The organism is Desulfoscipio gibsoniae DSM 7213 (genome assembly GCF_000233715.2).
Taxonomy (GTDB): Bacteria; Bacillota; Desulfotomaculia; order Desulfotomaculales; family Desulfallaceae; genus Sporotomaculum; species Sporotomaculum gibsoniae.
The window spans coordinates 4,475,969-4,499,842 of the sequence record NC_021184.1 but is presented as its reverse complement, the minus strand read 5'-3'; the positions used below and the strand labels follow the sequence as shown (position 1 = coordinate 4,499,842).

29 protein-coding genes and 1 pseudogene are annotated in these 23,874 nt (G+C 45.6%); 2 read left to right on the top strand and 28 right to left on the bottom strand.

Annotation, left to right across the window (positions count from 1 at the left end):
* Window positions 1–703: 703 nt before the first annotated feature.
* From DESGI_RS20975 to DESGI_RS23435, 15 genes and pseudogenes are all read right to left on the bottom strand, one after another.
* A pseudogene (locus tag DESGI_RS20975) lies at window positions 704–1,621 on the bottom strand (phage major capsid protein); the annotation flags it as partial.
* A gap of 6 nt (window positions 1,622–1,627) precedes the next feature.
* Window positions 1,628–2,341, bottom strand: a complete 714-nt coding sequence (locus tag DESGI_RS20970) for a head maturation protease, ClpP-related (RefSeq protein WP_006524760.1) — start codon at window positions 2,339–2,341, stop codon at window positions 1,628–1,630.
* Window positions 2,334–3,569 carry a phage portal protein gene (locus tag DESGI_RS20965; protein ID WP_006524759.1) on the bottom strand — a complete coding sequence of 412 codons (1,236 nt, stop codon included), beginning with the start codon at window positions 3,567–3,569 and terminating at the stop codon, window positions 2,334–2,336. The genes DESGI_RS20970 and DESGI_RS20965 overlap by 8 nt, the downstream gene beginning before the upstream one ends.
* 75 nt (window positions 3,570–3,644) lie before the next feature.
* Complete coding sequence (locus DESGI_RS20960; RefSeq protein ID WP_006524758.1) at window positions 3,645–3,974, bottom strand: type II toxin-antitoxin system RelE/ParE family toxin; 330 nt, start codon at window positions 3,972–3,974, stop codon at window positions 3,645–3,647.
* Window positions 3,964–4,275, bottom strand: a complete 312-nt coding sequence (locus tag DESGI_RS20955; protein WP_006524757.1) for a type II toxin-antitoxin system RelB/DinJ family antitoxin — start codon at window positions 4,273–4,275, stop codon at window positions 3,964–3,966. Before DESGI_RS20955 ends, DESGI_RS20960 begins: the two co-directional genes overlap by 11 nt.
* 69 nt (window positions 4,276–4,344) lie before the next feature.
* Window positions 4,345–5,907, bottom strand: coding sequence for a terminase large subunit (locus DESGI_RS20950; RefSeq protein WP_041285027.1), 1,563 nt, complete (start codon window positions 5,905–5,907; stop codon window positions 4,345–4,347).
* 22 nt (window positions 5,908–5,929) lie between these two features.
* Complete coding sequence (locus DESGI_RS20945; protein WP_006524788.1) at window positions 5,930–6,403, bottom strand: phage terminase small subunit P27 family; 474 nt, start codon at window positions 6,401–6,403, stop codon at window positions 5,930–5,932.
* A gap of 50 nt (window positions 6,404–6,453) precedes the next feature.
* Window positions 6,454–6,660 (bottom strand): hypothetical protein, encoded by a 207-nt coding sequence (locus tag DESGI_RS25935; protein ID WP_006524789.1) that lies wholly within the window; start codon window positions 6,658–6,660, stop codon window positions 6,454–6,456.
* Window positions 6,661–6,725: 65 nt separating this feature from the next.
* Window positions 6,726–7,157: a gamma-glutamylcyclotransferase family protein gene (locus DESGI_RS25930; RefSeq protein ID WP_006524790.1), complete on the bottom strand. Its 432-nt coding sequence runs from the start codon at window positions 7,155–7,157 to the stop codon at window positions 6,726–6,728.
* A 91-nt stretch (window positions 7,158–7,248) separates the two neighbouring features.
* The gene (locus DESGI_RS20930) at window positions 7,249–7,587 is read right to left on the bottom strand and encodes a hypothetical protein (RefSeq protein WP_006524200.1); all 339 of its coding nucleotides are present in this window, start codon (window positions 7,585–7,587) and stop codon (window positions 7,249–7,251) included.
* Window positions 7,588–7,647: 60 nt separating this feature from the next.
* The gene (locus tag DESGI_RS20925) at window positions 7,648–8,556 is read right to left on the bottom strand and encodes an amidoligase family protein (protein WP_006524199.1); all 909 of its coding nucleotides are present in this window, start codon (window positions 8,554–8,556) and stop codon (window positions 7,648–7,650) included.
* Window positions 8,557–8,694: 138 nt separating this feature from the next.
* Window positions 8,695–8,883 (bottom strand): hypothetical protein, encoded by a 189-nt coding sequence (locus DESGI_RS20920; protein WP_006524198.1) that lies wholly within the window; start codon window positions 8,881–8,883, stop codon window positions 8,695–8,697.
* Window positions 8,884–9,648 carry a hypothetical protein gene (locus DESGI_RS20915; protein ID WP_006524197.1) on the bottom strand — a complete coding sequence of 255 codons (765 nt, stop codon included), beginning with the start codon at window positions 9,646–9,648 and terminating at the stop codon, window positions 8,884–8,886.
* 68 nt (window positions 9,649–9,716) lie between these two features.
* Entirely contained in the window at window positions 9,717–10,940 is a 1,224-nt protein-coding gene (locus DESGI_RS20910; protein WP_015618023.1) for a site-specific DNA-methyltransferase, read from the bottom strand.
* 3 nt (window positions 10,941–10,943) lie between these two features.
* A complete protein-coding gene (locus DESGI_RS23435) occupies window positions 10,944–12,347 on the bottom strand; it encodes a site-specific DNA-methyltransferase (protein WP_245561127.1) in 1,404 nt (467 codons plus the stop codon).
* A gap of 251 nt (window positions 12,348–12,598) precedes the next feature.
* On the opposite strand from DESGI_RS23435, the gene DESGI_RS20890 reads away from it, so the two are divergent.
* Together DESGI_RS20890 and DESGI_RS20885 are read left to right on the top strand one after the other, a co-directional pair.
* On the top strand, window positions 12,599–12,874 hold the full coding sequence (locus DESGI_RS20890; RefSeq protein WP_006521308.1) for a type II toxin-antitoxin system RelB/DinJ family antitoxin: 276 nt from the start codon (window positions 12,599–12,601) through the stop codon (window positions 12,872–12,874).
* The gene (locus DESGI_RS20885) at window positions 12,861–13,133 is read left to right on the top strand and encodes a type II toxin-antitoxin system YafQ family toxin (protein WP_006521309.1); all 273 of its coding nucleotides are present in this window, start codon (window positions 12,861–12,863) and stop codon (window positions 13,131–13,133) included. Before DESGI_RS20890 ends, DESGI_RS20885 begins: the two co-directional genes overlap by 14 nt.
* Window positions 13,134–13,175: 42 nt before the next feature.
* On the opposite strand, the gene DESGI_RS26690 is transcribed toward DESGI_RS20885, so the two are convergent.
* From DESGI_RS26690 to DESGI_RS20815, 13 genes are all read right to left on the bottom strand, one after another.
* Window positions 13,176–13,559, bottom strand: coding sequence for an HNH endonuclease (locus DESGI_RS26690; protein WP_015618022.1), 384 nt, complete (start codon window positions 13,557–13,559; stop codon window positions 13,176–13,178).
* Between the two features lie 276 nt (window positions 13,560–13,835).
* Window positions 13,836–14,042: a hypothetical protein gene (locus tag DESGI_RS20870; protein ID WP_006521311.1), complete on the bottom strand. Its 207-nt coding sequence runs from the start codon at window positions 14,040–14,042 to the stop codon at window positions 13,836–13,838.
* Between the two features lie 171 nt (window positions 14,043–14,213).
* Window positions 14,214–14,582: a DUF1492 domain-containing protein gene (locus tag DESGI_RS20865; RefSeq protein ID WP_006521312.1), complete on the bottom strand. Its 369-nt coding sequence runs from the start codon at window positions 14,580–14,582 to the stop codon at window positions 14,214–14,216.
* Entirely contained in the window at window positions 14,572–14,796 is a 225-nt protein-coding gene (locus tag DESGI_RS20860) for a hypothetical protein (RefSeq protein ID WP_006521313.1), read from the bottom strand. Before DESGI_RS20860 ends, DESGI_RS20865 begins: the two co-directional genes overlap by 11 nt.
* Entirely contained in the window at window positions 14,786–15,130 is a 345-nt protein-coding gene (locus tag DESGI_RS20855; protein WP_006521314.1) for a DUF7768 domain-containing protein, read from the bottom strand. The genes DESGI_RS20860 and DESGI_RS20855 overlap by 11 nt, the downstream gene beginning before the upstream one ends.
* Window positions 15,131–15,330: 200 nt before the next feature.
* Complete coding sequence (locus DESGI_RS20850) at window positions 15,331–17,235, bottom strand: DNA primase family protein (protein WP_245561240.1); 1,905 nt, start codon at window positions 17,233–17,235, stop codon at window positions 15,331–15,333.
* 293 nt (window positions 17,236–17,528) lie between these two features.
* The gene (locus DESGI_RS24135) at window positions 17,529–18,182 is read right to left on the bottom strand and encodes a BRO-N domain-containing protein (protein WP_006521316.1); all 654 of its coding nucleotides are present in this window, start codon (window positions 18,180–18,182) and stop codon (window positions 17,529–17,531) included.
* Window positions 18,179–19,873 (bottom strand): hypothetical protein, encoded by a 1,695-nt coding sequence (locus DESGI_RS20840; RefSeq protein ID WP_006521317.1) that lies wholly within the window; start codon window positions 19,871–19,873, stop codon window positions 18,179–18,181. Before DESGI_RS20840 ends, DESGI_RS24135 begins: the two co-directional genes overlap by 4 nt.
* 1 nt (window position 19,874) lies before the next feature.
* Entirely contained in the window at window positions 19,875–20,327 is a 453-nt protein-coding gene (locus DESGI_RS20835) for a DUF669 domain-containing protein (protein ID WP_006521318.1), read from the bottom strand.
* A 21-nt stretch (window positions 20,328–20,348) separates the two neighbouring features.
* Complete coding sequence (locus tag DESGI_RS20830) at window positions 20,349–22,049, bottom strand: AAA family ATPase (protein WP_006521319.1); 1,701 nt, start codon at window positions 22,047–22,049, stop codon at window positions 20,349–20,351.
* Window positions 21,971–22,339 (bottom strand): VRR-NUC domain-containing protein, encoded by a 369-nt coding sequence (locus tag DESGI_RS20825; protein WP_015618021.1) that lies wholly within the window; start codon window positions 22,337–22,339, stop codon window positions 21,971–21,973. Before DESGI_RS20825 ends, DESGI_RS20830 begins: the two co-directional genes overlap by 79 nt.
* Before the next feature lie 5 nt (window positions 22,340–22,344).
* The gene (locus DESGI_RS20820) at window positions 22,345–23,508 is read right to left on the bottom strand and encodes a DEAD/DEAH box helicase (protein WP_157872837.1); all 1,164 of its coding nucleotides are present in this window, start codon (window positions 23,506–23,508) and stop codon (window positions 22,345–22,347) included.
* A gap of 86 nt (window positions 23,509–23,594) precedes the next feature.
* On the bottom strand, window positions 23,595–23,870 hold the full coding sequence (locus DESGI_RS20815; protein ID WP_006521321.1) for a hypothetical protein: 276 nt from the start codon (window positions 23,868–23,870) through the stop codon (window positions 23,595–23,597).
* Between the last annotated feature and the right edge of the window lie 4 nt (window positions 23,871–23,874).

Below are 23,874 nucleotides of genomic sequence, written 5' to 3'. Positions count from 1 at the left end.
GGGAATTTCGCCTCTCTTAGTCATACTCGAACCTTATGCTGTAATAAGTGAGATTTGTGGTGATAGTACTGACTTGTGGCTATCCCTCCACCGTTTATTATCACGGTTTCCTAGGTACTGTGCCACTGCTCTCATGTGCATGAAAGTAAGTTATCCCGTGGGGTTTCCTCACTAACGCTTCCTAGGGATTAAGCCCTCCACGTTGCACACTTTCCACGTTCCGATAGTTCTATCTATTCATACACCCTTAGGTCTTCTCTCTGGGCCTGTTTGCTGGATGCCACCTGTAATGGCATAAGGATTTTCATAGGCAACATTCTTACTCGTCCTCACAAACCTTGCACTGTAGGCAATTTCTAGCCTTTCGACTAAATCCTGTTCTAGACCCTTACCTTCGAGAATTCGTCATCCATCGGTTTAGGGATGGATATTCTGACCATAGGTGTTTTGTAGACCCCCGGCCTATCACACACTCGACGTTTTTATTGTTCGGTTTTCCTCAGCTTGACCTGTTAGGGTGTGCTCTCAGCCGTCTTCACCGAGCTCATGACGCCGTTCCGTTCTTAATAACCTCGACGCCATTCGGAGTATTAGGGTAGGTACTTCAGGGCGTTACTCCATCATTTTACCTATCGAACTGTCAGTTCTCCCGCAACCTACTGGTTGCAGTGCGTAATCTTTTCAATTACGAACGTGTCGCACGCTGCCACAGGTACACACCGTTACCGTCTTTTAGTTTCCTGATTTCCTTCACCGTGGCATCGTTCATGATAAAGACAGTCTTCTTGCGGTAGGGGGCTTTTAGGGAATAAAAGAGGTCGAAAACCTCATCCGCTTTAAGAGTAGCCCCGGCAGTGGTTGCTCCAATCTCCCCGCCACTGTCATTGTCAAAGATGCCGGTGGGTTTCCCCTCACCATCCCCGATTAAAAAGGCTTCTTCTTCCTTGGCCCCAATGCGGCGAGCGAATTCTTTAGCAATGTAGCTTTCCAGGTTAAAGACGCTGTCGTTTAATAGTTCTTCGGAAACCTTAATCATGGTGGCCACCTTGTAGGCCCCAATGGATACCTGGTCAAAAGCATCATCTTTATCCTGGTACGGCCCTTCTTCATCTACCCAGGTAGCCACACCCTTGGAAGCTACCACTGGGATTTTCCTATCTCCCGTAGAGGTGGTAATTACTTTAGCCAGGGTGCGCATGATGTTTTCTTCTTCCAGGGCTTCAATCAAGGTACGTTCAAACTCATCCGGAACTAAATACCCGCCTTCGGTGCCGTCACCGCCAATGGTTAAAGCGTTTCTGGCCTCATAGCTATTGCGGTTGCGCATATACTGCCAGAAGGCCTTATCGTATTCATTGGAAGCCCGGCCTTTAGGACCATCACCAGGAATAGTTTTTAATGCTGTGCTAGTAGCCTTGGATAGTTCAAGATCAATAGTGGCCTGGCGCTCAAGGCGCTCAACTTCCTTGCCTAAATTGACCACTTCCGCTTCCATCTTCTCATAAGTGGCGGTATCCTCAGCCGATAGTAAGCCGTTCTCTCCCCGCTTTTCATCCAGGAAGGCCTTGGCCTGCTCCCACACTTTAGCCCGCTTTTCCCGCAGTTCAATAATTTTACTCATGGTATATTACCTCCCTTTTATTAATTCCAGCCGTTTGATTAGCTGTTCGTATGAAACCCCACTGCTGTTCAAAGGTTCATTGATTACCGGTTTAGATTGAGCTTTAACCGCCGGTAGTTTCCGCATCAGTGCATTGACTACCGTTACCCGGTCAAACATGAAGTCAGTGACCTGAGGTGGCGGTTCGCTATAGAGTATTTCATCAGCAAAACCAAGATCCACCGCTTTATTAGCACTGAACCAGGTTTCGGCATCCATCATTTGAGCGATCTGTTTTCTTGGCAATCCCGTCTTGGCTTCAAAGGCGTTAATGATGGCTTCCTTAACTTCGGAGAGCATCTCAATGCCCTTTTGCATATCAGATTCTTCGCCCCAAACAAAAGTGGACGGATTATGGATCATGAGCATGGCTGTGGGGGACATGAGTACCCTGTCTCCGGCCATGGCAATCACCGCTGCGGCACTGGCGGCAATGCCATCAATCTTGACCAGCACCTGGCCGCTGTATTCTTTGAGCATGGTGTAAATTTGACTGGCGGCAAAAAAATCACCCCCTGGAGAATTAACCCAGACGGTGATGTTACCGATTCCTGCTTCTAACTCATTTTTAAATTCTTTGGGGCTTATTTCATCCTCGAACCAGCTCTCCGGGGCAATGTAGCCGTCCAGGTAGAGGATTCGGTCGGTATCTGTTTCTTCGAAGTTCCAAAACCTATGCATCGGTAGCCTCCTTTCCATATTTTTCACTCCAAGCCCCGGCATCAGCCATATCTACAAAATTTCCGTTGACTAAATATTTATTTCCGCCTAATTTATCCGGAATTAAGTTCATCTCTTCTAGCTCTCGGATGTCATTCGCTGACATAATGCCGTTTTGCCGCATGGTTTGATAATAAGCAGCACGGGATTGGGCGTCTCCACGCAACCTACCGTTCAAATTAAATTTGATTAAATATTGCTGTTTTTCTCTAACTGAAAACAGAGCCTTTTGCATGGCTTGTTCAAAGCGAGAAACCCAAGGAACAATGGTGTTGTCAATAAAACTAATACTTTGGCTTTCTATATTGCTGAAAGTAGCCCGGTCCAGGCTGGCCACCAAATGGGGTGGTACCCGGAAAATGCGGCAGATTTCCTCAATCTGGAACTTGCGGGTTTCTAAAAACTGGGCCTGTTCCGGGGGAATGCTTAAGGTTTTTACCTGCATTCCTTCTTCCAGTACCGCTACCTTATGGGCGTTTTCGCTGCCCCGGTAGATTTGGTTCCAGCTCTCTCTGATTTTAGCCGGGTCTTTCAGTACACCCGGGTGTTCTAAGACCACACTGGGCCGGGCATCGTTGGCAAAAAGCTTGGAACCGTATTCTTCGGTGGCCAGGGCCATACCGATGGCGTTTTTGGCCATGGCGATGGGGGAGTAGCCCACCAAGCCGTCAAAGCTAAGACCCGGAATGTGCAGCACTTCTTCACGGCGCAACAAATATTCTCGGCCTTCCTTTTGATAGCGGTAGTAGAGCTCGCCTTTTTCTGTGCGGCTTACCTCCATGCGATCGGGCAATAAAGGATAAAGACCAATCACCCTGCTCCTGCCGTCCCGAATAATCTGGGCATAGGCGTTGCCCCAAAGTAAAAGATGACCCATAAGTGTTTCCCTGAACACAAATGAGGTCATCTCCGGGTTAGGTTCGTCATGGAGTAGGTAGTAGAGGTTATGGTCCATGGCTTTTCCCTTGCCCCGCTCGGTGCGCCTGTATGTGTGCAGAGGCAGTGAAGCGATGGTTTCTGACAATACCCGCACACAGGCATATACAGCTGAGGTGGTCATGGCCGTGCGCTCGTTGACGGTTTTGCCGCTGGGCGTAGGGCCGAAGAAAAAGGTGTAGGCGTTTTGCCAGAAGGTGTTCTTGGGACTGGCCCTGGGTTTAAACAGCTTGGATAAGATGGGTATTTTCATGTTAGAGGCCACACCTCCTTAATATTGGGCATGAAAAAAGCACCTCAATTGAGATGCCATTGTGGATTTTAATATTTAATCACCAATTTTTGTGTTTGACAATTGCAATTCTATATTACGTCCACCATACATTATTCTTACTATTGCAACTATCTCTTCTTCAATTACTATATAAAATACGAGGTAGTTGTCTACTGGAAGAACTCTCAAACCCTTACTGTGCCATGGTTCGTCTTGGTAGAGTTTATGCCTGAGGGGCATTTCATCCAGGCCTTTAATTGCATTCATGATTCTATCGATTTGCTTTTTCGCAATTTCTGGCACTAATAAATCCATTGCAATATACCTGTAAACATTTATAAGATCCTGCTCCGCTTCTTCGGTATAAATAATTCTATAACTCATGCCCATATTCCCTATTGATTCGCTCGGCTACCTTATCTGCAGGCACAACTCTGCCTGCCCTTAAATCATTAAACCCTTTTTCAATTTCATTGTTAAAATCTTCAGGTGTTAAATCCTTAACTGCAAGAGGTTTATTGTGTGTAATTTTAACTTCAAATGGTAGCCCGTTTTGCAAAACAACCTGTCTTAAAAAAATATTAATAGCATTTGACATAGGTATGCCAAGTTTATTTAACACCATTTCTGCTTGTTCTTTTATTTCCGGCTCAACACGAGCAAAAATACTTGTAGTTTTCGACACACATATCGCCTCCTTCTTGGTATTTATATTTTACCATTTTGTATTGCGATATGCAATATATTCGCAGACTTAAAACACCACTAAACCCCGTTCATCATACACCGATTTGTCTTTGCTCACTCCTTCATTCCGAATGCATCGGTCTAGCGCCATAATCATAGCCACTGCACCGTCAATTTTCTCTGTTGATTTGGCCTTGTCCGGCTTGATATTACCGGCAGGGTCGGTACGGATATGGATGTTATCCATCATCCAGGCCAGCACCGGGTGGCCACCGTGGGCAATTCTTCTCTCCAGGGTCAGTTTCATCAGTTCTTTGGTGGGTGGGGACATATCTTTAAAGCCCTGGCCGAAGGGAACCACGGTAAATCCGGCACCCTCCAGGTTCTGCACCATCTGCACAGCACCCCAGCGGTCAAAGGCAATCTCCTGGATGTTGTAATCCTGGCCCAGCTCTTCGATAAATTTTTCAATAAAACCGTAGTGGATGACATTGCCTTCGGTGGTTAACAGGTATCCTTGCCGCTGCCAGATGTCGTAGGGCACATGATCCCTGCGCACCCGTAAATCTAAGGTTTCCTCCGGCAGCCAAAAGTAGGGGAGAACGTAATACTTGTCGTCCCCAGCCACCGGTGAAAACACCAGCACAAAGGCGGTGATGTCAGTGGAACTGGATAAGTCTAGCCCGCCGAAACAAACCCTACCTTTGAGCATATCCGGGTCTACCGGGTGAGCGCATTTAGCCCAGGTATCCATGGGCATCCACTTGATCTGTTGTTTCAGCCACATATTTAGTCGCAGCTGTTTAAAAAGTGCTTCCTCCGCCGGGTCTTGTTTGGCTTGCAAGAAATGTTCTCTGACCCGCTCTATTTGAATGGTATGGCCCAGGCTTGGGTTGGCTTTATACCAGTTGGCTTCATCTTCCCAATCGTCATCTTCCTCCAGACCATAAATGATAGGCAGGAAAGTGGGGTCAATTCTTCTTCCGGCTAAAATATCCTTGGCCTTGCAATGCATCTCCCAGCCGTAGCCCTGCAGCTTGTTACCCGCCGTGGTTAAATAGATAAACAGGGGCTGCTCCCTGGCATCACCGGAACCAGTGGTCAACATCTTGGCCAGGTCAGGGTTTGGATAAGTCCAGATTTCATCGAGGATAACGCAAGATGGGTTAAGTCCTGACTTGGATTTTACATCTGAACTTAACACCTGATAAAAACTACCGGTTCTAGGGTAGACAATTCTTTTGGTGGACATGATGGTTTTAGTCACCCTCGAAAGGGTCTGATTACCCTCCACGAAATTAACACTGGTATTGAAAATTATACTGGCCTGTTGCCGGTCGCAAGCGGCTACATAGACCTCGGCGTTTGGCTCCCCATCGGCTAAGAGCATATACAGGGCAATGGCAGCGGCGATCGAGGATTTCCCATTTTTCTTTCCAATTTCTGTATACACGGTTCTGTACTGCCGGGTGCCGTCTTCCCTTAAGGTGCCAAAGGTTTGTTTTATTAAATCAAGTTCCCATGGAATTAATTCAAAAGGCTGTCCTGCCCATTTACCTTTGGTGTGTTTTAGTTGCCGGATAAAATCGACAACGTGATTTACCTTTTCTTCGCTGTAGAGCAAGGGCATCACCTCCGATTAAAAAAACCTCCTACTTCGTTACTTTTAACAGCTTTTCCATGGGATCGTCCGTGTTTACTGCTTCAGTGTCAACACTAATCCTCGTCCTGGCCGCCGGTGTTAGCCCAAACTCAGAGCAGAAATCTTTCATCACCTTCAGGTAAGTTTGGGCGATGGAGACTTGCGGCACCTGCTGAATGTACCCGGATGGGGTTTTAAAGATGGTGCCGTGTTTGCTTAAAAACTCCTCGGCTTCTTTCCACCGGGCGTAGGCCTGACAGTACCCGGCAAAGGCAGCTTTATCCACCAGAGTTAAAAGCCCCATAGCTTCTAAGGTTTTACTCATCCGCCTCCATTCATTTTTGGCCTCTTGCTCCAGCCATGACGGGCAGCGGGGTGCCTTGTTTTCAGGCTTGGGTTCGTTTTCATTTAATGGCCTTTTGCCGGGGTTTCCTTCCAGGACTTTAAGAGCTGTTGGTTTTGGTTTTCTTCCCCGTGTCGCCATAGCTTTTCACCTCCAATTGAAAAAGGAGCCTCACTTGGCCCTTTTGTTTTTTATTTCCTAATACCCGGAAAGTTGTAATTCCCCTTCTTTATCTCATCAATATCGGCCTTTACCGCCTTGTCGTAATCCTTATCCTGTTTTTCTTTGGCCTTGCAATCCATGCAGATGCAATCCAAATTAAAGGCGGACATTGTCCGGCCACCCTTTAAATCCCCGCCGCACCGATCGCAGTGCCTTTGGGAAAAGAATTTATCCAATCGAATCGCCCCCTGTTTTGGCCTTAGTCACTGCTCCCCAACCATGTAGCCGCTATAACCCAACGCTAAAGGCCCACAGGGGCGCTCAAAAGGCTTCGTTTTAAAGCCTCCCGCAGCGGTTTTTGGGGCAGCCCCCAGTCCCGGTAGCCTTGTTCAATGATGTGATAGTAGCCATCGCTGGGTTCGTTTAAACCCTTGATGGTCAGCACATAAGCAAAGGCCTGGTAAATGTTTCCCCGGTCGTCCTCTATCGTTACCGGCATTTTGTTATAAAGGCGGGGATAGCCTTCATAGCGGTCAAGTTTTTTAATATCTTCCGACGAAACGGTGTAAATGGCACCCCAGGTAATTGCCTGTTCTTCTTCCACGATATCCGCCACCCGGTTAAAAGTCAGTTGGTAGCCATGCAGTTTTACCCTGGCCACCGGTATTGCATCCGGGCAGCGGCTCATCATCTGTTCCTTGTTCAGGTTGCTGCCGTAGGCAAAGTAGTACATACAAAAAACCCCCTTTTTGGGCTAAATGGTGTAAACCTATCTATCACTCAAAAACAGGGGTTTTGCAAGTATTTTTTATTTAAACCGGGCGTTATTCGTTACTTCTAAGGCCCGGAATGTTCATCTTGTCTGCATCAGCTTGGGTGAGGCCAAAATGCTCCAGGGCTTCTTCCTTGGTGATTTCAATCAGAAAGCCATAGTCCACGAATTGACGGTAGGCACTTTTAGCCTTCTCTGCCAGGGTATCTCCGGTGACATGCACACCTTTGCCGTAAAAGGTCCAGGCGCTATGCACCATGGAATTAATATACTCTTCCACAGTCATGGTGTGGGGGACAAAAGCAAAGCTCTTTAGTTCCTCAAACACTCCCAGTTCATCTTTGGCCACACTGACCCGTTTGCCATCCAAAGTCATTACCCGTAGATACATGCCTTCACCACCCTTTTTCCCACATATTAACATCTATTTGTCAGAAAGGGAAGCCGGGCTTTAAAGCCCAGCCACCTGTCTGCCGTTTCTAAAGGCGCTGTCGCCTTCCAGGTTCTTTAAAAGGTGAAGCCTGGCGGTTTCAAATTCTTTGCCAATAAGGCCTAGTCTCAAAAGCCAGGTTCTAAAAGTGTACTTGGGGTTTGAGGTCTCAGTCTTCTTGGCGCTGGCGTTCTTTTGGCTTAAAGCCTGGTAACTTACCGCCAAGCAAAACTGTATGTAGGCTTTGACTTTCCCGGCGTGGGTGGTTCCGTTGAAAAGCCTAAACTCCACCGTGGGGCCGTTGAAAGTAGCATGTAAGTTTAACCCGTGGTAGCGGCTGCTGTGGTAATGTTGGCTGCGGCTGCCGCTGTAACCCTGGTACCAAAGGTCGGCCAGCTGCTCCAGCTCCGTTGGCTTTCGCCGGTTCAGTTCTTCCAAAAAGCTCTCCTTTACCTTTTGGCAGTACCGGCGTTTCCGCTGCTCGTCCACCTGCAGAGCTTGGTAAATCAAGTCCTCTTTGCTGGCCACAATGTTGACCAGATTCCGTAAAGTTTTGGCGGTGAATCTTTCTTTGCCAACATGGACGTGCAGCCCACAACTGCGGTTGCAGAAGGCTCCGGCTTTTCTTAAGGCTCTGATAATCTCCTGCACCGTTTCGATGTCGCTGTAGGTGCAGATGGGGGAAACCAGCTCCAACCGGTGGTCCAATCCCGCTGCGATTCTTTTGCCTTGCCGCTTGGTTTCCGGCCTGATGCTGCTGTCGTTCATAATAAACCAGCTGCGGCCTTGGTTGTCCGGCGCTTCCCATTTGTCGTAGCCGCCGCCAAGGTAGTGGGCGCTGGTGCCGAAGTATCCCGCCACTGCTTTGGCAGCTGCTTCCCTGCTAATCCCGGTGAGTTCAATTTCTATCCCAAAGGTTAAGTTTTTCATGTTCGGAAAACCCCCTGTGTGTTTTTGGTAGTCTATATATCACTCTAAACACACATAATAGCAAGGGTTATTTTCCTTAAAAGTTAATATTTAGGCGGTTGTTTAGCTAGAGAAAAGACCGGTGCTTATGCCCCAGCCTTATTCCGCATCCACATATTCCATGATTATCTGCAGTGCTCTGTCGTAGCTTTCGGACTTAAAAATCCTCTCTCGCATTTCTGCCGCTTGTTCCTCCAGCCCGGCATCTTTAAGAGTGCGGCTGGCGATGCCCATTAGGTTAAAGATGTTGCCGTTTTCACCGACCAATTTGCATCTTGGTTTGGTCATTTACGCTCCCTCCTGGACTTGTTTTCTAAAAGCGCTGTTACCGGGGAGGTTTTGCAAAAGAACCCGGCGGGCTAGCCTGTAGTCATCGCCTATCATCCCTAAGCGCAGGAGCCAAGTTCTAAATGTGTATTTTTCATTATCGGTGGCTTTGACCTTGGCAGAAATGTTTAGCTTGGAGCGCCTGGCGCTAAGGTTCACCAAGGCTAACAATTGAGTGGCCGCTTCTACCTTCTCCGGGTCGTCTCCACCTTGCCCTAGCTTGAAGGTGATGGTTCCCTTGTTGAAATCAAAGTCGATGCCGGGGCAGCTTTTACCTTCCAGTGCATTTTGGAAATGCTCCAGAGTTGTCATGGGCTGCTGGTTTAAAGCAGTTATTACTTCCTCGCTCACCAAATCTGCATCAAGGTTTAATGCTTTTTTAATTAACGGCTGCTTACTGTAAATCATGTGGAGCAGGTTCCGCAAACTCCGGCCATCGTAGCCTTCCAAAGGTATCCCTACTTCCAAAGCAGTGGGTTTTGTTTCGACAGAAGTGTTCGCTTCCGCAGTTTCCTTTTGCTCAGTTATGATCTCCAACTCCGGTTCCTCCTTCCCGCCTGCCAGCAGCGCCTCCAGTTCCAGCACCTGACCCTCGCTGTCAAGGATATTGCCTTGTCGGTTAACGGTATATTCGCCAACTTGATAAGCAAAGCTGGGGGCAGCTAAATAGACAGGTCGTATTCCTAAATGCTCAGCCAGCTTGTGTACAAGCTCTTTTCTGGTCATCTTGGGTCCCCTCCTGTGGTTTTTGGTATGTCTATACATCACTTAAAACCACAGGAATAGCAAGGGATTTATAGCAGGTCAGCGTATCTAATTTTCTGTCCATCCCGGATTAAGTAGACATCACTATCGGAGCCGATATGCTCAATGTATCTTTTCACTCCTACATCTACGAAGCGTTCCTCCAACTCGGTAGCATAGCAAATACGATCCAGCTGTTCGCAAGCAATGCCGGTAGAAAAGCTGCCGGAGAAGGGGTCGAGCACGATGCCATTGGGAGCACTGCTGTTTTGGATAGGGTAAGCACACAGAGCCACTGGCTTCGTAGTTGGATGGAGTTTTGATTTGGCTGGCCGGTCAAAATTCCATACCGTCCTATGTTTTCTATCACCGTAAAACTTATGGCCTGCTGTGGGCTTCCATAGATATAAAATGGGTTCATGAGCGTATAAATAGTCGCATCTACTAAGCACCGGTGCGTTTTTCACCCAAATGCAGGTTTGGTGACAAAAGAAGCCAGCGTCCCTAAAGGCGGTTCTAAAATTAACGGTTTCCCTGTCTGCATGAAAAATATAGACAACGCCACCGTCTACAACATTTTCATACATATTTGTGGCGGCCTTTAGGAGAAATTCGTAAAATTCCCTGTCTCCCATATTATCGTTTTTAATTTTCCCTGCCGTTCCTTCGTAGTCCACGTTATAAGGCAAGTCACTGACTATGAGATTGGCCTTTTTGCCGTCCATTAGTTTTTCATACGTTTGCGCTTTAGTGCTATCTCCACAAAGGAGCCGGTGCCTTCCCAGCAGCCACAAGTCACCGGGTTTACTGATAACCGGTTCCTTCAAAGCTCCGTCCACATCGAAGTCGTCTTCTTTAACATCCTTGTCGTGGACTTTGGAAAATAAATCCTCTATCTCAGCGGCATCAAAGCCGGTTAGGGAAATATCAAATATTCCGTTATCCAGTTCGCTGATTAAGTCGGCCAGTTTAGGCAGGTCCCATTCACCAGTGACTTTATTAAGCGTTATGTTCAGGGCCTTTTCCCGTTGCTCATCCAGATCCACTACTACACACTCAATCTCGGTTTCCCCTTGGTGCTGTAAAACTTTAAATCTCTGGTGGCCCCCTACGATCTGACCAGTGCGTTTATTCCACACGATGGGCTCCACATAGCCAAAGGTCTCTATGGATTTTTTCAGTTTTTCGTATTCCGGATCTCCGGGCTTTAAGTCTTTCCGTGGGTTATATTTAGCCGGATTTAATTTCTCCAGCGGTAGTCTTTGTATCTCCAATCTTTACACCTCCTGCCTTACTGCCTTCTCCCTGGTAAGCTGCTCCCAGCGTTTCACGGCCAAATCACAATACCCTGGGGACAATTCCATGGCATAGCAATTCCGTCCCAGCTGCTCAGCGGCCATGATGGTGGTGCCAGAGCCGCTGAAGGGTTCGTAAACGTTATCCCCCACATCAGTAGCGAGCTTGATGAAAAAGGCCGGGAGCTTCACTGGAAATGCGGCTGAGTGTTTTACGGAACTTTGGTTGCCGGGTAATGATAGCACATTCCCTGGCCTAGCGATGCCCTTTTTGAATTTGCCGCTGACGCTGATATTACCGGAGTCGCCTTTGGTTTTATTGGTTTTGCTGTAGACCCGGATGGCATCTGATTCACTGCCTACCGCCCTGGGTTTGAATTTAATTTTCTTAGCTTTGGTGAAGTGGAAAATGTCCTCGTACATTTCCACCAGGTCCGCCGGTAATGTTGCCAATCTGTCCTCATCAACCTCTACCAGCTGCACCATCCAGTCGATCTGTTCCTTCTTGGTGAAGAAGTGCACCGGCTCAAAGTCGTTTCTCAGGCGATTAGACCAGCCACCGGGCAGCCCTGGCTTCGTCCAGATTAGCTGATCCACATACCGCCAGCCACCTTCCACCAAAGCAATGATGGTTTTCATCACGTAAAGGGAACGCTGGCCGCCCTCAACGTGCTCCTTGATGTTGACGAAGAAGGAGCCGCTGTCGTCAAGTATCCGGTAAACGTTACTGGCCACATGAAAAAACCAGCCCGGATATTCCTCTGCCGGTATCCCGCCGTAGTCGTCCTTGCGCTGCATGGCGTAGGGCGGGGAGGTAATAACGCAGTTGGCTTTGGCACCGTGCATTAGTCTTTCTACATCAGCTGGGTTGGTGCTGTCCCCACAAAGCAGCCGGTGATTGCCCAAAAGCCAGATGTCCCCTGGTTTAGTGATGGGCCGCTCCGGTGCTTCCTCGTCAAAGTTATCCTCCTGGACTTCTTCTTTAAAGCCCAGCAATTCATCTATTTCCTCGGCATCAAAGCCGGTAATATCTTTTAAGTCATCATCCAAGTTCTTGAGCAGCTCGCTCAGTTTGGGCAGATCCCATTGACCGGCGATTTTATTAAGGGTAATGTTTAAGGCCCTTTCACGGTCAGGTGGCAAATCAACCACGGACACTTCCGTTTCGGTATCTCCCCGCTCCAGTAAAATTTTTAGTCGTTGGTGGCCAGAGATGAGCATGTTGCCCCGCTTGTTCATCACCAAAGGTTCCACCAGGTCAAATTCGTCAATAGATTTCTTTAATTTCTCGTATTCCGGATCTCCAGGCTTTAAATCCTTACGAGGATTGTATTTGGCCGGGTTAATCTGTTTCAGTGGAATGCGTTTAATCTCCAAAAGGGCCACCTCCTTCTTAACCTGCTTAAAATCGCTGTATTTCGTGCCATGTCAAGCATTAGACCTTGACAACCCCCATCTGGAATTTTGCGAATTCCCACGCGAAGGCCCGCGCCCGCTCCGTTTTGCTCCCGTTTTCAGCGATTTACTACCCCCTCCATGAGAATGACCTTCCATTACAAAGTAAAACATTATGGTATTATTTATTGATAAATTGCGTACAATGTTTTACAATATAAGTATAGAAAGGAGTTGATATTATGGCCGGTACAACCAATATAAATGTTCGTGTCGATAAGGAATTAAAGCGTAAAGCTGAGGCTATCTTTAACGAGCTTGGCCTCAACATGTCCACTGCTATGAATATGTTTTTGCGTTACTCCGTTCGTTACGGCGGCATTCCTTTTGACCTTCGCCTTGACACACCCAATGAGGAAACACGGGCCGCAATTGATGATGTTAATAACAACCGCAATATGAGCAAAACCTTTGACAGCGTAGATGCCTTGATGGAGGATCTAAATGCTGAAAATTAGATACTCCAGCCGCTTTAAAAAGGACTACAAAGCTATTGTTAAACGGGGCTATGATGTAAAACTGCTGGAGGAAGTGTTAAATATTCTTGTCCAGGAGAAACCACTTCCTCAAAAATATCTTGACCACCCGCTTTCCGGTAATTACGGTGGTCACCGTGAATGCCACATTACTCCTGACTGGCTGCTTATATACAAAATTGAAAAGGATATCCTGACCCTATCTTTAACCAGGACGGGAACCCACAGCGATTTATTCTAAGCAGGATAAAGTCGCTTTTTTTTTCTACTGCTGCCAGACTGCCTAATAACTGTAAACCCTATTCTTATCACCCCAGCGGCCTTCCTTTGTGGTCTTGCTGTCATGACAATTTTTACAAAGAGCTTGTAAATTGTTCTCATCCCAAAACAGATTCAGATTACCTTTGTGGGGTTTTACGTGATCAACTATTGTTGCCGGAGTAATCCTGCCCTGGCGTTCACACTCTACACAGAGGGGATGCTCCAGTAGAACTTTCTTTCTTAACCGCTGCCACCGGGCACTGTTGTAAAGCTGTTTGGAATACTTGGGTCTTTCCTTCCGGTTGTACTGCCGGTTGTATTCCTGCATGTGTTTGGGACAGAACCTGGCTTCCGTTAGCTCCGGGCAACCGGGATGGCGGCATGGCGCTGGTGGTTTCCGTGGCATTGGGTTTCACCTTCCTCTCACCGTGCTGGCAGCCGGACCAGGAGATACGTTTATGTTTATTGCCGTCTTCGGATATGTTAATTAAAGATTTATGGTATTCGCTCTTTGGGTTACCACACTCATAAGCCGTCCAGTGTTTATCGCTAGCGGATTTATCGGTGCTGGCAAAGCGACAGGATATGCATTTCATAATGGCACCTCCATAGAAAAAGCCCTGAGAGCAAGTTGCTGTCAGAGCTTAGATTATTTTCGTTAGTAGCCGTGGCATATGGTTGTTTAGTCACTTTTAACTGGATGATCGCCTGGTGCCATGCTTGCCTTTACGCATTTTTCGCTGTTCATTTTGTCCCGCATTTCCTGGATCATGTCATTGAGCCACTTCGGACTGTTATTTTCTATTTCAATCAGCCTGGCATGATATTTACAATAAGGGCTGCCGGGTTTTATTTCATGCCGACAACCTTCATAGGCGCATGTTCTCATTTGGTTTCATCTCCTAAAAAATTAAAGCCCACAGTATCCTGGGGCTTTTCTTGAATATGTTTTTATATCTTTACACCTTACACTATACCACACTTGCTAAGTCCACTTTAGTCCATTTTAGTCCACTTTTTTAGTATTTCGTTAATTTCTTTTAATCCTTCACCGTGGATTCTAAAAACCCCCGCTCCTGCTATACCCAAGCTCCAAAGAGATATCCCCCCAGGACTTGCCGCTGATATATCTTTTCTCCAGCACCAACTGGCAATTCACATCTTCCACCCGGCAAATGGTGCCCATGATTTCCTGTTTGAGTTCTATAAACTGGTCAACCTCCTGGTTAATTTCTTTTTCCAAATCAATAATCTTAGCCATGGTGTTTTCAAAAGGACCTCTGATATTTCTACCACCGGATACCTTTTCCTGGGTCAGGTTTGAGGTTACCCGCATGGCCAGGGCCTTTAAGTTCTCCAATTGCTCCAGCTTGCTGCTTATTCTGTGGTCAAGCCTGATGGCTTGGGATAAATATTCTTTAGCCTTCATCAGCTATCACCTCCAGTTTGCCGCCATAATAGGTTTCTGAAATATGTTTCTGTTTGGCTATATCCAAGGTGTAAATCCTCTCCAACGCCTTCTGCTGACCCAGTTCATACTGCTCCTTGGTTTTATAAAAACTGCAGCCTTCACACTGTTTAACCTTTAAAGCTGTGCAGCTATTTCGTTTATGGGCAAAACAGTCTACAGCATCAAATCCCATAGGTCAACCCTCCCACTGGTTTACAATCCACCGTAAAATACTTAACCGGAATCCCTAGCACCTTGGCCTGATCTATCTCCGCCGCCATCCCCGATGACACCCGGCTCCCAAACACCCACACTTCCCGGCAATGTGACAATAGTGCCAGTCCCATTTCAATCCCCAGTTGTCTTTCCGCCGGGTCATCCTCATCAAGGAACTGTGGATACATCAGGTGGGGGATAATAGGTATCACTTTTTTCGTTACCGCAAACCGCCCGTAGCGCCTGGCCCTATCTATGTTTCCTGCCACATCCCCGGCAAAGGGACTGCAGATAAAAACTATATTTTTCAAGACTTAACACCTCACTTAAATTACAATGTCGTTAAATGTGATATTTTTACAGCGTTACAGATATTATAAATAAATATATATATACTTCTTTTATATAAATAATTTATAATCTTTCTTATCCCTTATTTATAAAAGATAAACGAATATCTGTAACATCTGTATCATCCTTCCTAACTGTTGGATTAACTGACTTTTAACCGTTACAAATCATTTTGCCCATTTGTTACATCTGTAGCGGCCTTCACATAAATCCGAACGGTCTCCCCGCCAATTCTTTTTACCTCTGATTGGTAGCCATTTTTACTTAGCTCCCGTCCAAACTCTATGTGGCTAAGAGGTTTTAGGCCGTTTTCATAACACCAAGTCCCATATTTTCGATAAACGTCCTTTATTGCCTCATTTTCGATTTTTAATCCTTCATTAACAAAAGCCAGAACAGGGTTATTCACCACTTCGTAATCCCGTTTCTCCCTTTTTGCCGCCTGAGCCTCGGTAAACCCACTGGCCAACACACGGGTTAAACCCTCTATCCCTAGTTTCAGCAAATATTCCATGGCTGGTTTTGTTAGCAGCTTGTCTTTGATAAAAGGATCAAAATCGGTGTCCTTGTCGCTAAATACCGCATTAAAGGGGATAATCACCAGCCTGCGCATAAGTCCTACGGAAGTATCGTTGATCCTAGGCAATTTATTTGTACTAAAAAGCAGCTTGGCATAATTGTTGAATTCAAAAGGGTCTTTACCTTTGCGCTCAGCGTTAACTGTTTCGCCGGTGACCAACTTCTTGAAAATAGCACTATCGTCCATATACTTTTTGCTGATGTCATCTCCAACATTGGCAAGTTTGTGGAACAACTCCGCCGTTTTAAAGCGCACTCCAAGTTCATCTATACCCAGGGATGAATAATTGTTATTTCCCAGTAGGTTTTTAATCATATCCAGGAATGTGGATTTGCCATTGCTGCCGCCCCCGGTAAGAATAAAACATTTGCCCAGTTCGTTTCTTCTAAAGAACAGATAGCCAACTAGTTCCTCCAACAGCTTCCTCAAGTTATTGTCCTGGCAGCAAATTTTATCCAAGGTTTTATCTACTATTTGATCGTAAACACCGGGAATGTAATCATATTCAATTTTATTTTGCAGCACGATGTCCGCTGAAAAGTCATGCATGGTCATGCTGTCAATATCTAAAATCCCGTTGTTAAACCCAATATAATTTGCTGAAGCCGGTTCCTTGTCTTCCGCTATAAGGTCTAAATAAGTTAGTGTTTCCGAGCGTTTAGCCCGATTCAGCTCCGGCAGGTGTTTAATCATGGCCGTTTCTATTTCCAAGGCATCGTTTTTGTAAACCCCGTCTCGATAAATGTGGAGCTGGTTATTGATTTTAATAATCCGCTCCTCGGTTTTTAGATACTTGGCGAACCGGTCGTGGAGGAATTTTGATTTTATATAAAAGGTCTGCTTTAAAAAGGCTTCATCCCTTAAAATAGTCTCCACTTCCTTATCCCCCAGAGGGGTTTTTAGCACATGCTGGTTTATAATCTGAATAATGCCTTTGATGGCTTCCTTGCCAAAACCCTCGGCCTGGAGGGTAAGGATATAGTTAAAAAGTGCCTGGTTTCGGCCATCGCCATCGGCTAAGGAACTAAAGTCCGGTAAATTGTGTTTTTTCTTCAGCGGCTGCAACCAATCTGGGAGGAAATCGATATCTTCTATGGCATCGATTTTATTGAGCCAGCGCCGGGTTTTTCCGTTTACTTTTATCGGTATCGGTGCATTTTGCTCGCCCACGGCCACATCTACGGTGACGCCGATGGGAGTCATCAGCTTCACTTGTTTTTTCTTGACCTCGGTGTTCCTAAAGTAAAAGTGGATGCCCCGATCGGTTTTAAGAATTGCGCTTCTAAGGCCGGTTTCTGTGACAATCTGTTTGACAAGTTTCCCTTCTTTTTCATCATCAAGATCTATTTGCACCATGCCATCGGCCAGGATACCAGCAAAGTCGCCGCCCGTTTTGCGGATATAGTCATAGGTGTAAAATGATTTTTTATTGCGGTAAGGTTCTATGGGTTTTTTACCTTTGGTTTTGATATAACCCTTAACCATGTCCAAATGGTCATCACCTCTTTCATAAAAAACCTGATATTTATGGGATGTTTATATCCCAAAAGCATGGGGTAGCCGGAAGACCTACAGTTCATTTTGGCAGTGTTTCCCGACATATTTTCTGCTTAAACGATGGTTAATGTCCCAACATACAGTCAGTATGGATAATTTCCCCCGGCTGTTTTATTGTTTTTAATGTTCATTTGGGAGGCAACCTACCAAACTGGCACCGGTTTTTAATGTCACTAGTCGATAAAATGATTTTAGTTTGGTAGGTCCGCCCGCTTCCTGGGTTAGTTTTTTTCTATGTCGCAGTAAATGGTTTTGAGCTGTTGATACCTTTCCTCGCTAATATCGCTGATTTCCCTACCTAAAAACACCGCTATGGCATCACCGCTACTCATTTGCCTGGCAAGCTCATCCCTGTAAAGAAACTGCATAAACTTCACTTCCAGATCTGATAGCCGGATGAATTCTGTGGGAAGCTGGATCTGAAATTGCTGGCAGATGTTGTTTACCGTTACAGCAATATCTCTTTCATTACATCCTTGGGCAACCATCACGTCTCTTATCAGCTTTAGAAATCGTATAATCTCACTTAGGCTTGGCCCTTTGGGGCGCATAGAATAACCGCCGGTTCTTCTAAGGGTTGGCAACACCTCGGAGGTGATCCATCTTTTAAATGCTTTCGCCCTGGGGAGCCTTGAAGATATTATTAAAGCATACAGGCCGCTTTCATTGATCAGCAGTGTTTCTTGTACCCTGCCTAAGTTATCGCTGATGGGATGTTTCATCCCGTCATCCTCATCCACATGTCGGGCAATGGCTTTATGGGGTTCCTTATACGCCAAAATCTCCGCCACATCTTTACCAACAAACCAAGGTTCTTGATTAATTAAAATACTTCTTACTTCACCGAAATCTTTATTTTTAAACACTGTCATCATTTCAGATCATCCTTTCCCAAAAAATCCGCTAACCGCTTTTTAGCCACCTGAACATACCAATCTTTATCCAGCCTTCTAGGTATCCTTTTACCCCGCACATCACTGTTGATGATAAAACAGTGCTCCGGGGTACCGGCTATTTTATGGGGTCGTCCATTTATCTTGACCTTAAAAACACCGGGATCATCGTTTTTGGAAGCAAACACCCTGAGGCATTTTTCCGATAACCTTTGGCTGCCATAAAGAGCATGGGAGAATTTATTGGTGACCTTCACTACCTTCTGGAACATCATCAGTTCCCGGCAATCGTTGATGGTTTTTTCCACCGGTACACCGTTAATGAAATACTCTTTAAGGGCCGAGTTTACTATAGGCAGGTCATTGTCAATTTCGTTTAATTTCTTGACATATGCTCCCTTTGATTCATAGCTGCCGTCTACCCGGATGATGATGTAATTATTGACATCCTTTTGGTAGATTTTCCGGAACAGTTCAAATTCCAGCTGCATCCGGGTACGGGTTTCCCACTCCCGGCAAATATCTTTAATAGTGTCCAAGTCCCGCAGGCGTTTAATTTTTCCGATTAATCCATCCGTGTTCGATTGAATCAGCGTCCACTTCGGCTCTAGCTTTTCGATTAAATCTAAGAGCAGCAGCTGCCCGCCTACGCAGACGTTATTGGCCTGCCTGGGGTCATAAAGGTTGTTGTACTGATATTTCATGGCCCCGTAGGTGGCATTTAAGACAATCTTATATGGCAGCTGCATGGGGTTTTTCTCCGCTTTCAGTTTTAACCGCTCTTGATAAATCTCTTGGTAGAGTTTGGGGTCTTCCACATTCCGGGATAAAAAACCATACTCCAGCATAAGTGAAGGGTAGAAAGAGGCCACATCCACATTGACCAAAATCCCTTCATCCTGGTACTGATCCCTAGCCCCGTGTAACCCTCCCCAGGCAAAAATATGGGGTACACCACTAACAGTAGTCTGTAGAAAATTATCATAGTTGTGGTTATGGGCATCCTTGTACCAATCCACCACATGGCGGTATTTTTTAATCCTTAAAGTGTCGGGTAAAACTAAATCAAACTCATCGTTTCGGTTTATTCTATTGGCCCTTAAAATCACAGCCGCCAGTTGCGCCTTGGTTTTACTCAGATAATTCAGCGGCAGGTTAAAGGTCTTTAATAAAGCTACGTGACTATCAAATTCTTCCTTCCGGTGAAGGAATATTTCCATGGTTTCTTGCACATCATGGGTGCAGTAACTAACCAACTCATCAATTTCCCGTGTTGTAAGTTTCCGGTTGGTATCAAAACTAACTGTTGTTTCCCGGATATCATGCCCCATAAAGCCTTCCAGTTCCTTTAGGCTGTGTAAGGTGGTCATGACATCAAATTGGTTCAGCTTAATCCTGTTTAAGAGGGAACTAAACTGCCAGCCTGGTTTCTTTTCTGCTATAATGAACTTGGAGATTTCATGGGGATCAAAACCACAAAGGATACCCTTTAAAATGTACTGGTCATAGTGCCGGTTGTTGTAGCCAACCCAAATATGATCAGTATGCTGTTCATAAAACGACGCCAGTGCCCTGGCATCGTTTATGAACACATGTTTTTGCTGGCTGGCAGGTTCGATTATGACAAAGAGCCAATCGTGGGGATAGACTTCTGCGTCATAGAATAACAGCACCCTACTCCGCCTCAAAAACTTCAGTAATTTTAAAGGTTTTGAATCCTTTGTTGGTTTCCCCATACTCCACTGCATACTCGTAATTCCCGTCAATGGCCTCATGGATGTCCAAAATGAGGTTGTGATACTGGGTAAAATTCTCGAAAGTAACATCGATGCCAGAATCTAAGGAGCGTAAAAATTCATTAGCCATATGAATTCCGAAGGCAGTGTGGACGACTTGATTCATGAATAAAATAGAATTTTGGTACTCTCCGGCAATAATGCGCATCCAACTGGTGACCATAGGCTTGCCAGTTTTGGATTCCACCAATTCTAGTTTTTCAATTTTCACTTCATAGGTGCCATAGGGAACTTCCCGGTAATGGCCATCGCCTGTACCCACATTTTTCAGGTCTTCTTTAAGACCTTTCAGGTCAAACTCTTTGTCGAACCTTGCAAATACACTACTCATTAAATTTGTCCTCCTTGTAATTTAATTAGTTAATTGGTTACCGGACTTGCGAGAGCGCCTGCTCCTTTTAGCCGGTTTTTCGGGTTTATCGGTCGCCGCAGTGGTTTCCTCCGTAGTGGTAGCCGCCGTTTCTTCCTCGCTAGTTTCATCCCCGTTGGTATCTCCCTTAGCAGTTGCCGTAGCCCCATCTTCCTTGGTTTCATTCCCGGTTGTTTCTCCTGCTGCTGCTTCCTTGGCGCTTTCCGCCCTGGAATAAGTCTTGATGCCTTCCTGAGCGCCCCTTAATGCCTTAATAAATTCATCCTTATCCAATTTCACAACTGGCACTTTGAAATTAAACCGGCCACCGCCAAAGACATTTTCCTTTTTCTCCAGCTGTAAATATCTTTCATCGCCATCCATAAACGCCCGAACTGTCAAATCCACGATTCCCGCTAGTACATTGGCCACCTTGTCGTTGATGTTTGGCTTGATGGTGGTGATTTTGTTACCGTTTTTCAGGGTAATCTCCGAGGTCAGTTCCTTGGAGATAAAGATTACCTGGTAGCCTAAGTTCTTCAGGCGCTTCATAGCCGATAGAAATTCAGTCCGCACCATGTCCCAACCCTTGCCGAACCCGGCGTCCTGTTCATGGTCAATGCCTAGTTTTTTATAAATGTACAACCGGCTGTGTTCGTACAAATCCTCCACCAAATCAATAGCCACTCGTTTGAAGGTGTTATCCTTCTTTTCCAGTTCATCGATGACTGCTAAAAAGACTTCCCAGGCTAATTTTTCTTTTCGGAGCCTGCCCTCATAAGTCACCTCGTCCGTAATCCTGACCACCGGGGAGGTTAGGTTGTCAATATTGCCGTCCGTGTTTACCATCAGCAGGTCTTCATAGCGCTCGATGAAAGTGGACTTTCCTACATAGGAATCGCCGTAAACCCACTTATCCGGATTTAGATCCATCTTCCTTTCCCGCTTTTCATTTTTCGGTAATAACATAAAATCGATTTCCTCCTCGCAATATTTTTGAAACTCGCACCAGGCACATAGCCTTGACGGTGTTCTTTCATAAATGCTTTCGTTTTGAATCTCATGGCAGCGTTGGAAAAATCCATCCACCTTGGAGTGGTCGTAGTTCACTTCCACCACTTTTACTTGCATGGCCGCCAGGGTTTCCGTTAGCCGTTTCCTGAACTGGTATAAATCCTCGGTTTTCTTTTGCCGGATTTGGGTTTTAGGAATAAAAACATACCCCAGCTTGAACACGTCAAACCCTTGTTTCTCCAGGTAATACTTGTACAAATGTAACTGCTTGGATTCTAGGTAATGGTCAATGTTGTTGCTGTACTTAAAATCATAAACATCTGCACTGCCATCACCGTTATGGACTATTAAATCTACATAACCTATAAATTCCGGGAAGTTTATCTCATACTCGAATATGCTGACTTTCCCCCGAGTTAACTCCTGCAGCACTTCATTGGCTTTCTCCACCAAGGTGGTCAGTTTTATCATTTCGTTGATGTGAAAGTCATTAATCACCGGGTATTGGCTGTAGTAATATTCCTCCATAGCAGTTGGTCCTTTTTCCAATCCCAAGTGGAGAGCGCTACCGACTATTAAGGGATTATCCGCTGCCGGGGGGAAAATCGTAGTTAAGTTTCGGATGTATCGGAGCATGAATTGGTACCGGCATTTTTCAAAGCATTCAACTCTGCTGTGGCTAAACCGCATCCGTTACTCACCTCCTTTACAAGGGTCTTAAATTCCTTAAAATCGGCGGGGTATAAAATGAGGCCAATGCCACCAGCAGCGTTAATGTTATTGATATTTAGCTCTTGGAGCTTGGTAGATTTACCGCCCGTTCCCTTTAGTTCAAGGGCCACAAACAACCCGTTAATACAGCAAATTAAATCCGGTATGCCGCTTCGCTGGAACCCGCCACCCCACACCTTAAAAAACCAGGTATTGGGCAGGGAATTTAAATATTTAATGACTTTCTTTTGAAGCTGTTTCTCAGTCACTGGTGCTACTTCACCCCCTTTTCAAATAACTCCAAGGTAAAATCCCTCCTTTGCTTTAGGGCTTCCAGTATTTTTTCTTCCACAGACTTCTCTGTGATCAGGTAGTAGTAGAAACAACTGCGAGGCTGGCCGATGCGGTGAATGCGTTTTTTTGATTGCATCCATAGCTCTGCTGACAGCGGCAGGCTGTAGTAAATAACCCGGTTTGCCTTTTGTAGATTGACCCCGGTCGATCCAGCCTGATACTGGACTAGAGTGACGCTGTTGTCCTTTGTATCGTAGTTATCTAAATCTGTACCGTCACCGTTAATATGGGACGCCGGTTTTTCCAGTTCTTCAGCTAGTCTTTTAATGAGCTGGTATTCCTTCTTGAAGTTGTAAAATACAATTACCCGGTCATGGGTGGAAGACAGTAAATCCTTTAAAGCTTGTTGTTTATGTTGGTTGTAAATCGATGCTAATTGCCGCAGATATAACAATTTTGCAAGAGCGGTATCGCCGACCAGCATTTCGTCATCAATGGTAATCACTCTGTCTTGGTTAAATTTCCTGTACTGGGGGGTGTTGGGGATTTTAATGATTTGCTCCACCTGCTGCGGTAGTTCCACCACTTCATCAGTTTTCATGAATATCGCCCCATGCTGGTAAAGTTTGTCCTTTAGCCGGTCAACGTTTTTGTAGCCAGTGACCACGGTAATGTAGAATCCGCCAACATCAAGTTTTTCAGTGATGGTGTACTGTTTGTAAAATAACTTTTTGCTTATACCCCACCCCAACAACCTTAGCTGCGACCACAGTTCCTCATACTTTCCACCGGTGGGGGTGCCGGATAATAAAATTACATTGTCTGGTTTTAAGTTAAGAATAAACTTGGCCCGGTTGGAATTTTCGTTTTTGATATATTGGCTCTCATCTAGTAACATCGAAAAATCCCTTAATTCCTCTAACTGCTTGCGCCGCCACACCAGATCGTAATTAATTATGATGATGCTGTGTGGTGGAATTGCTTCGATGGGCTGGTTTTTGAAAATAATAACTTCGTAGTCATAGTAGGTCTTAAAGTGCTCAGCCCAGTCCGTGATTTTAGACTTCTGGCAAACTATGAGGTTAAAGGGTGCATTTAGTTGCTTTAATTTCTCTGAACCTAAAAATGTTTTTCCAAGTCCCATATCTAGGTAGTAAGCTACCAGGTTGCGGTGCATGGTTTGGTTTAATGCTCTTTGTTGGTGCGGGAATAAAATTACATTGATTTAGATCACCTGCCTTTTTCCCGTTGTATCGACTTCATTTTTTCGCATTCCTTTTCCGCTTCTTCCAGTTCATGTACCTCCATTTCTGTAATGGAAATGGTGCCAATGCTTTCCCCAGGCACTAGCACAACCATGCTGTGCCCTTTACCAAAGATTGCATTTAAGAACCGGTCACGAAGTTTGACCTTCCTTGCCGCCAACACTTGGCTGGAATTTGGTTTCTTGATGCCAATTTCCATGTGGTGCCGGGTAGTGGAGCCAATATAAGCGTTTTTACTCAACTTT

What these genes read in the sequence shown, in the direction of transcription:
- DESGI_RS20970 (WP_006524760.1), bottom strand. Translation starts at nt 2,341, where the DNA reads ATGCATAGGTTTTGGAACTTCGAAGAAACAGATACCGACCGAATCCTC.
- DESGI_RS20965 (WP_006524759.1), bottom strand. Translation starts at nt 3,569, where the DNA reads ATGAAAATACCCATCTTATCCAAGCTGTTTAAACCCAGGGCCAGTCCC.
- DESGI_RS20960 (WP_006524758.1), bottom strand. Translation starts at nt 3,974, where the DNA reads ATGAGTTATAGAATTATTTATACCGAAGAAGCGGAGCAGGATCTTATA.
- DESGI_RS20950 (WP_041285027.1), bottom strand. Translation starts at nt 5,907, where the DNA reads ATGCCCTTGCTCTACAGCGAAGAAAAGGTAAATCACGTTGTCGATTTT.
- DESGI_RS20945 (WP_006524788.1), bottom strand. Translation starts at nt 6,403, where the DNA reads ATGGCGACACGGGGAAGAAAACCAAAACCAACAGCTCTTAAAGTCCTG.
- DESGI_RS25930 (WP_006524790.1), bottom strand. Translation starts at nt 7,157, where the DNA reads ATGTACTACTTTGCCTACGGCAGCAACCTGAACAAGGAACAGATGATG.
- DESGI_RS20930 (WP_006524200.1), bottom strand. Translation starts at nt 7,587, where the DNA reads ATGTATCTACGGGTAATGACTTTGGATGGCAAACGGGTCAGTGTGGCC.
- DESGI_RS20925 (WP_006524199.1), bottom strand. Translation starts at nt 8,556, where the DNA reads ATGAAAAACTTAACCTTTGGGATAGAAATTGAACTCACCGGGATTAGC.
- DESGI_RS20920 (WP_006524198.1), bottom strand. Translation starts at nt 8,883, where the DNA reads ATGACCAAACCAAGATGCAAATTGGTCGGTGAAAACGGCAACATCTTT.
- DESGI_RS20915 (WP_006524197.1), bottom strand. Translation starts at nt 9,648, where the DNA reads ATGACCAGAAAAGAGCTTGTACACAAGCTGGCTGAGCATTTAGGAATA.
- DESGI_RS20890 (WP_006521308.1), top strand. Translation starts at nt 12,599, where the DNA reads ATGGCCGGTACAACCAATATAAATGTTCGTGTCGATAAGGAATTAAAG.
- DESGI_RS20885 (WP_006521309.1), top strand. Translation starts at nt 12,861, where the DNA reads ATGCTGAAAATTAGATACTCCAGCCGCTTTAAAAAGGACTACAAAGCT.
- DESGI_RS26690 (WP_015618022.1), bottom strand. Translation starts at nt 13,559, where the DNA reads ATGCCACGGAAACCACCAGCGCCATGCCGCCATCCCGGTTGCCCGGAG.
- DESGI_RS20870 (WP_006521311.1), bottom strand. Translation starts at nt 14,042, where the DNA reads ATGAGAACATGCGCCTATGAAGGTTGTCGGCATGAAATAAAACCCGGC.
- DESGI_RS20865 (WP_006521312.1), bottom strand. Translation starts at nt 14,582, where the DNA reads ATGAAGGCTAAAGAATATTTATCCCAAGCCATCAGGCTTGACCACAGA.
- DESGI_RS20860 (WP_006521313.1), bottom strand. Translation starts at nt 14,796, where the DNA reads ATGGGATTTGATGCTGTAGACTGTTTTGCCCATAAACGAAATAGCTGC.
- DESGI_RS20850 (WP_245561240.1), bottom strand. Translation starts at nt 17,235, where the DNA reads ATGGTTAAGGGTTATATCAAAACCAAAGGTAAAAAACCCATAGAACCT.
- DESGI_RS24135 (WP_006521316.1), bottom strand. Translation starts at nt 18,182, where the DNA reads ATGATGACAGTGTTTAAAAATAAAGATTTCGGTGAAGTAAGAAGTATT.
- DESGI_RS20835 (WP_006521318.1), bottom strand. Translation starts at nt 20,327, where the DNA reads ATGAGTAGTGTATTTGCAAGGTTCGACAAAGAGTTTGACCTGAAAGGT.
- DESGI_RS20830 (WP_006521319.1), bottom strand. Translation starts at nt 22,049, where the DNA reads ATGCGGTTTAGCCACAGCAGAGTTGAATGCTTTGAAAAATGCCGGTAC.
- DESGI_RS20820 (WP_157872837.1), bottom strand. Translation starts at nt 23,508, where the DNA reads ATGGGACTTGGAAAAACATTTTTAGGTTCAGAGAAATTAAAGCAACTA.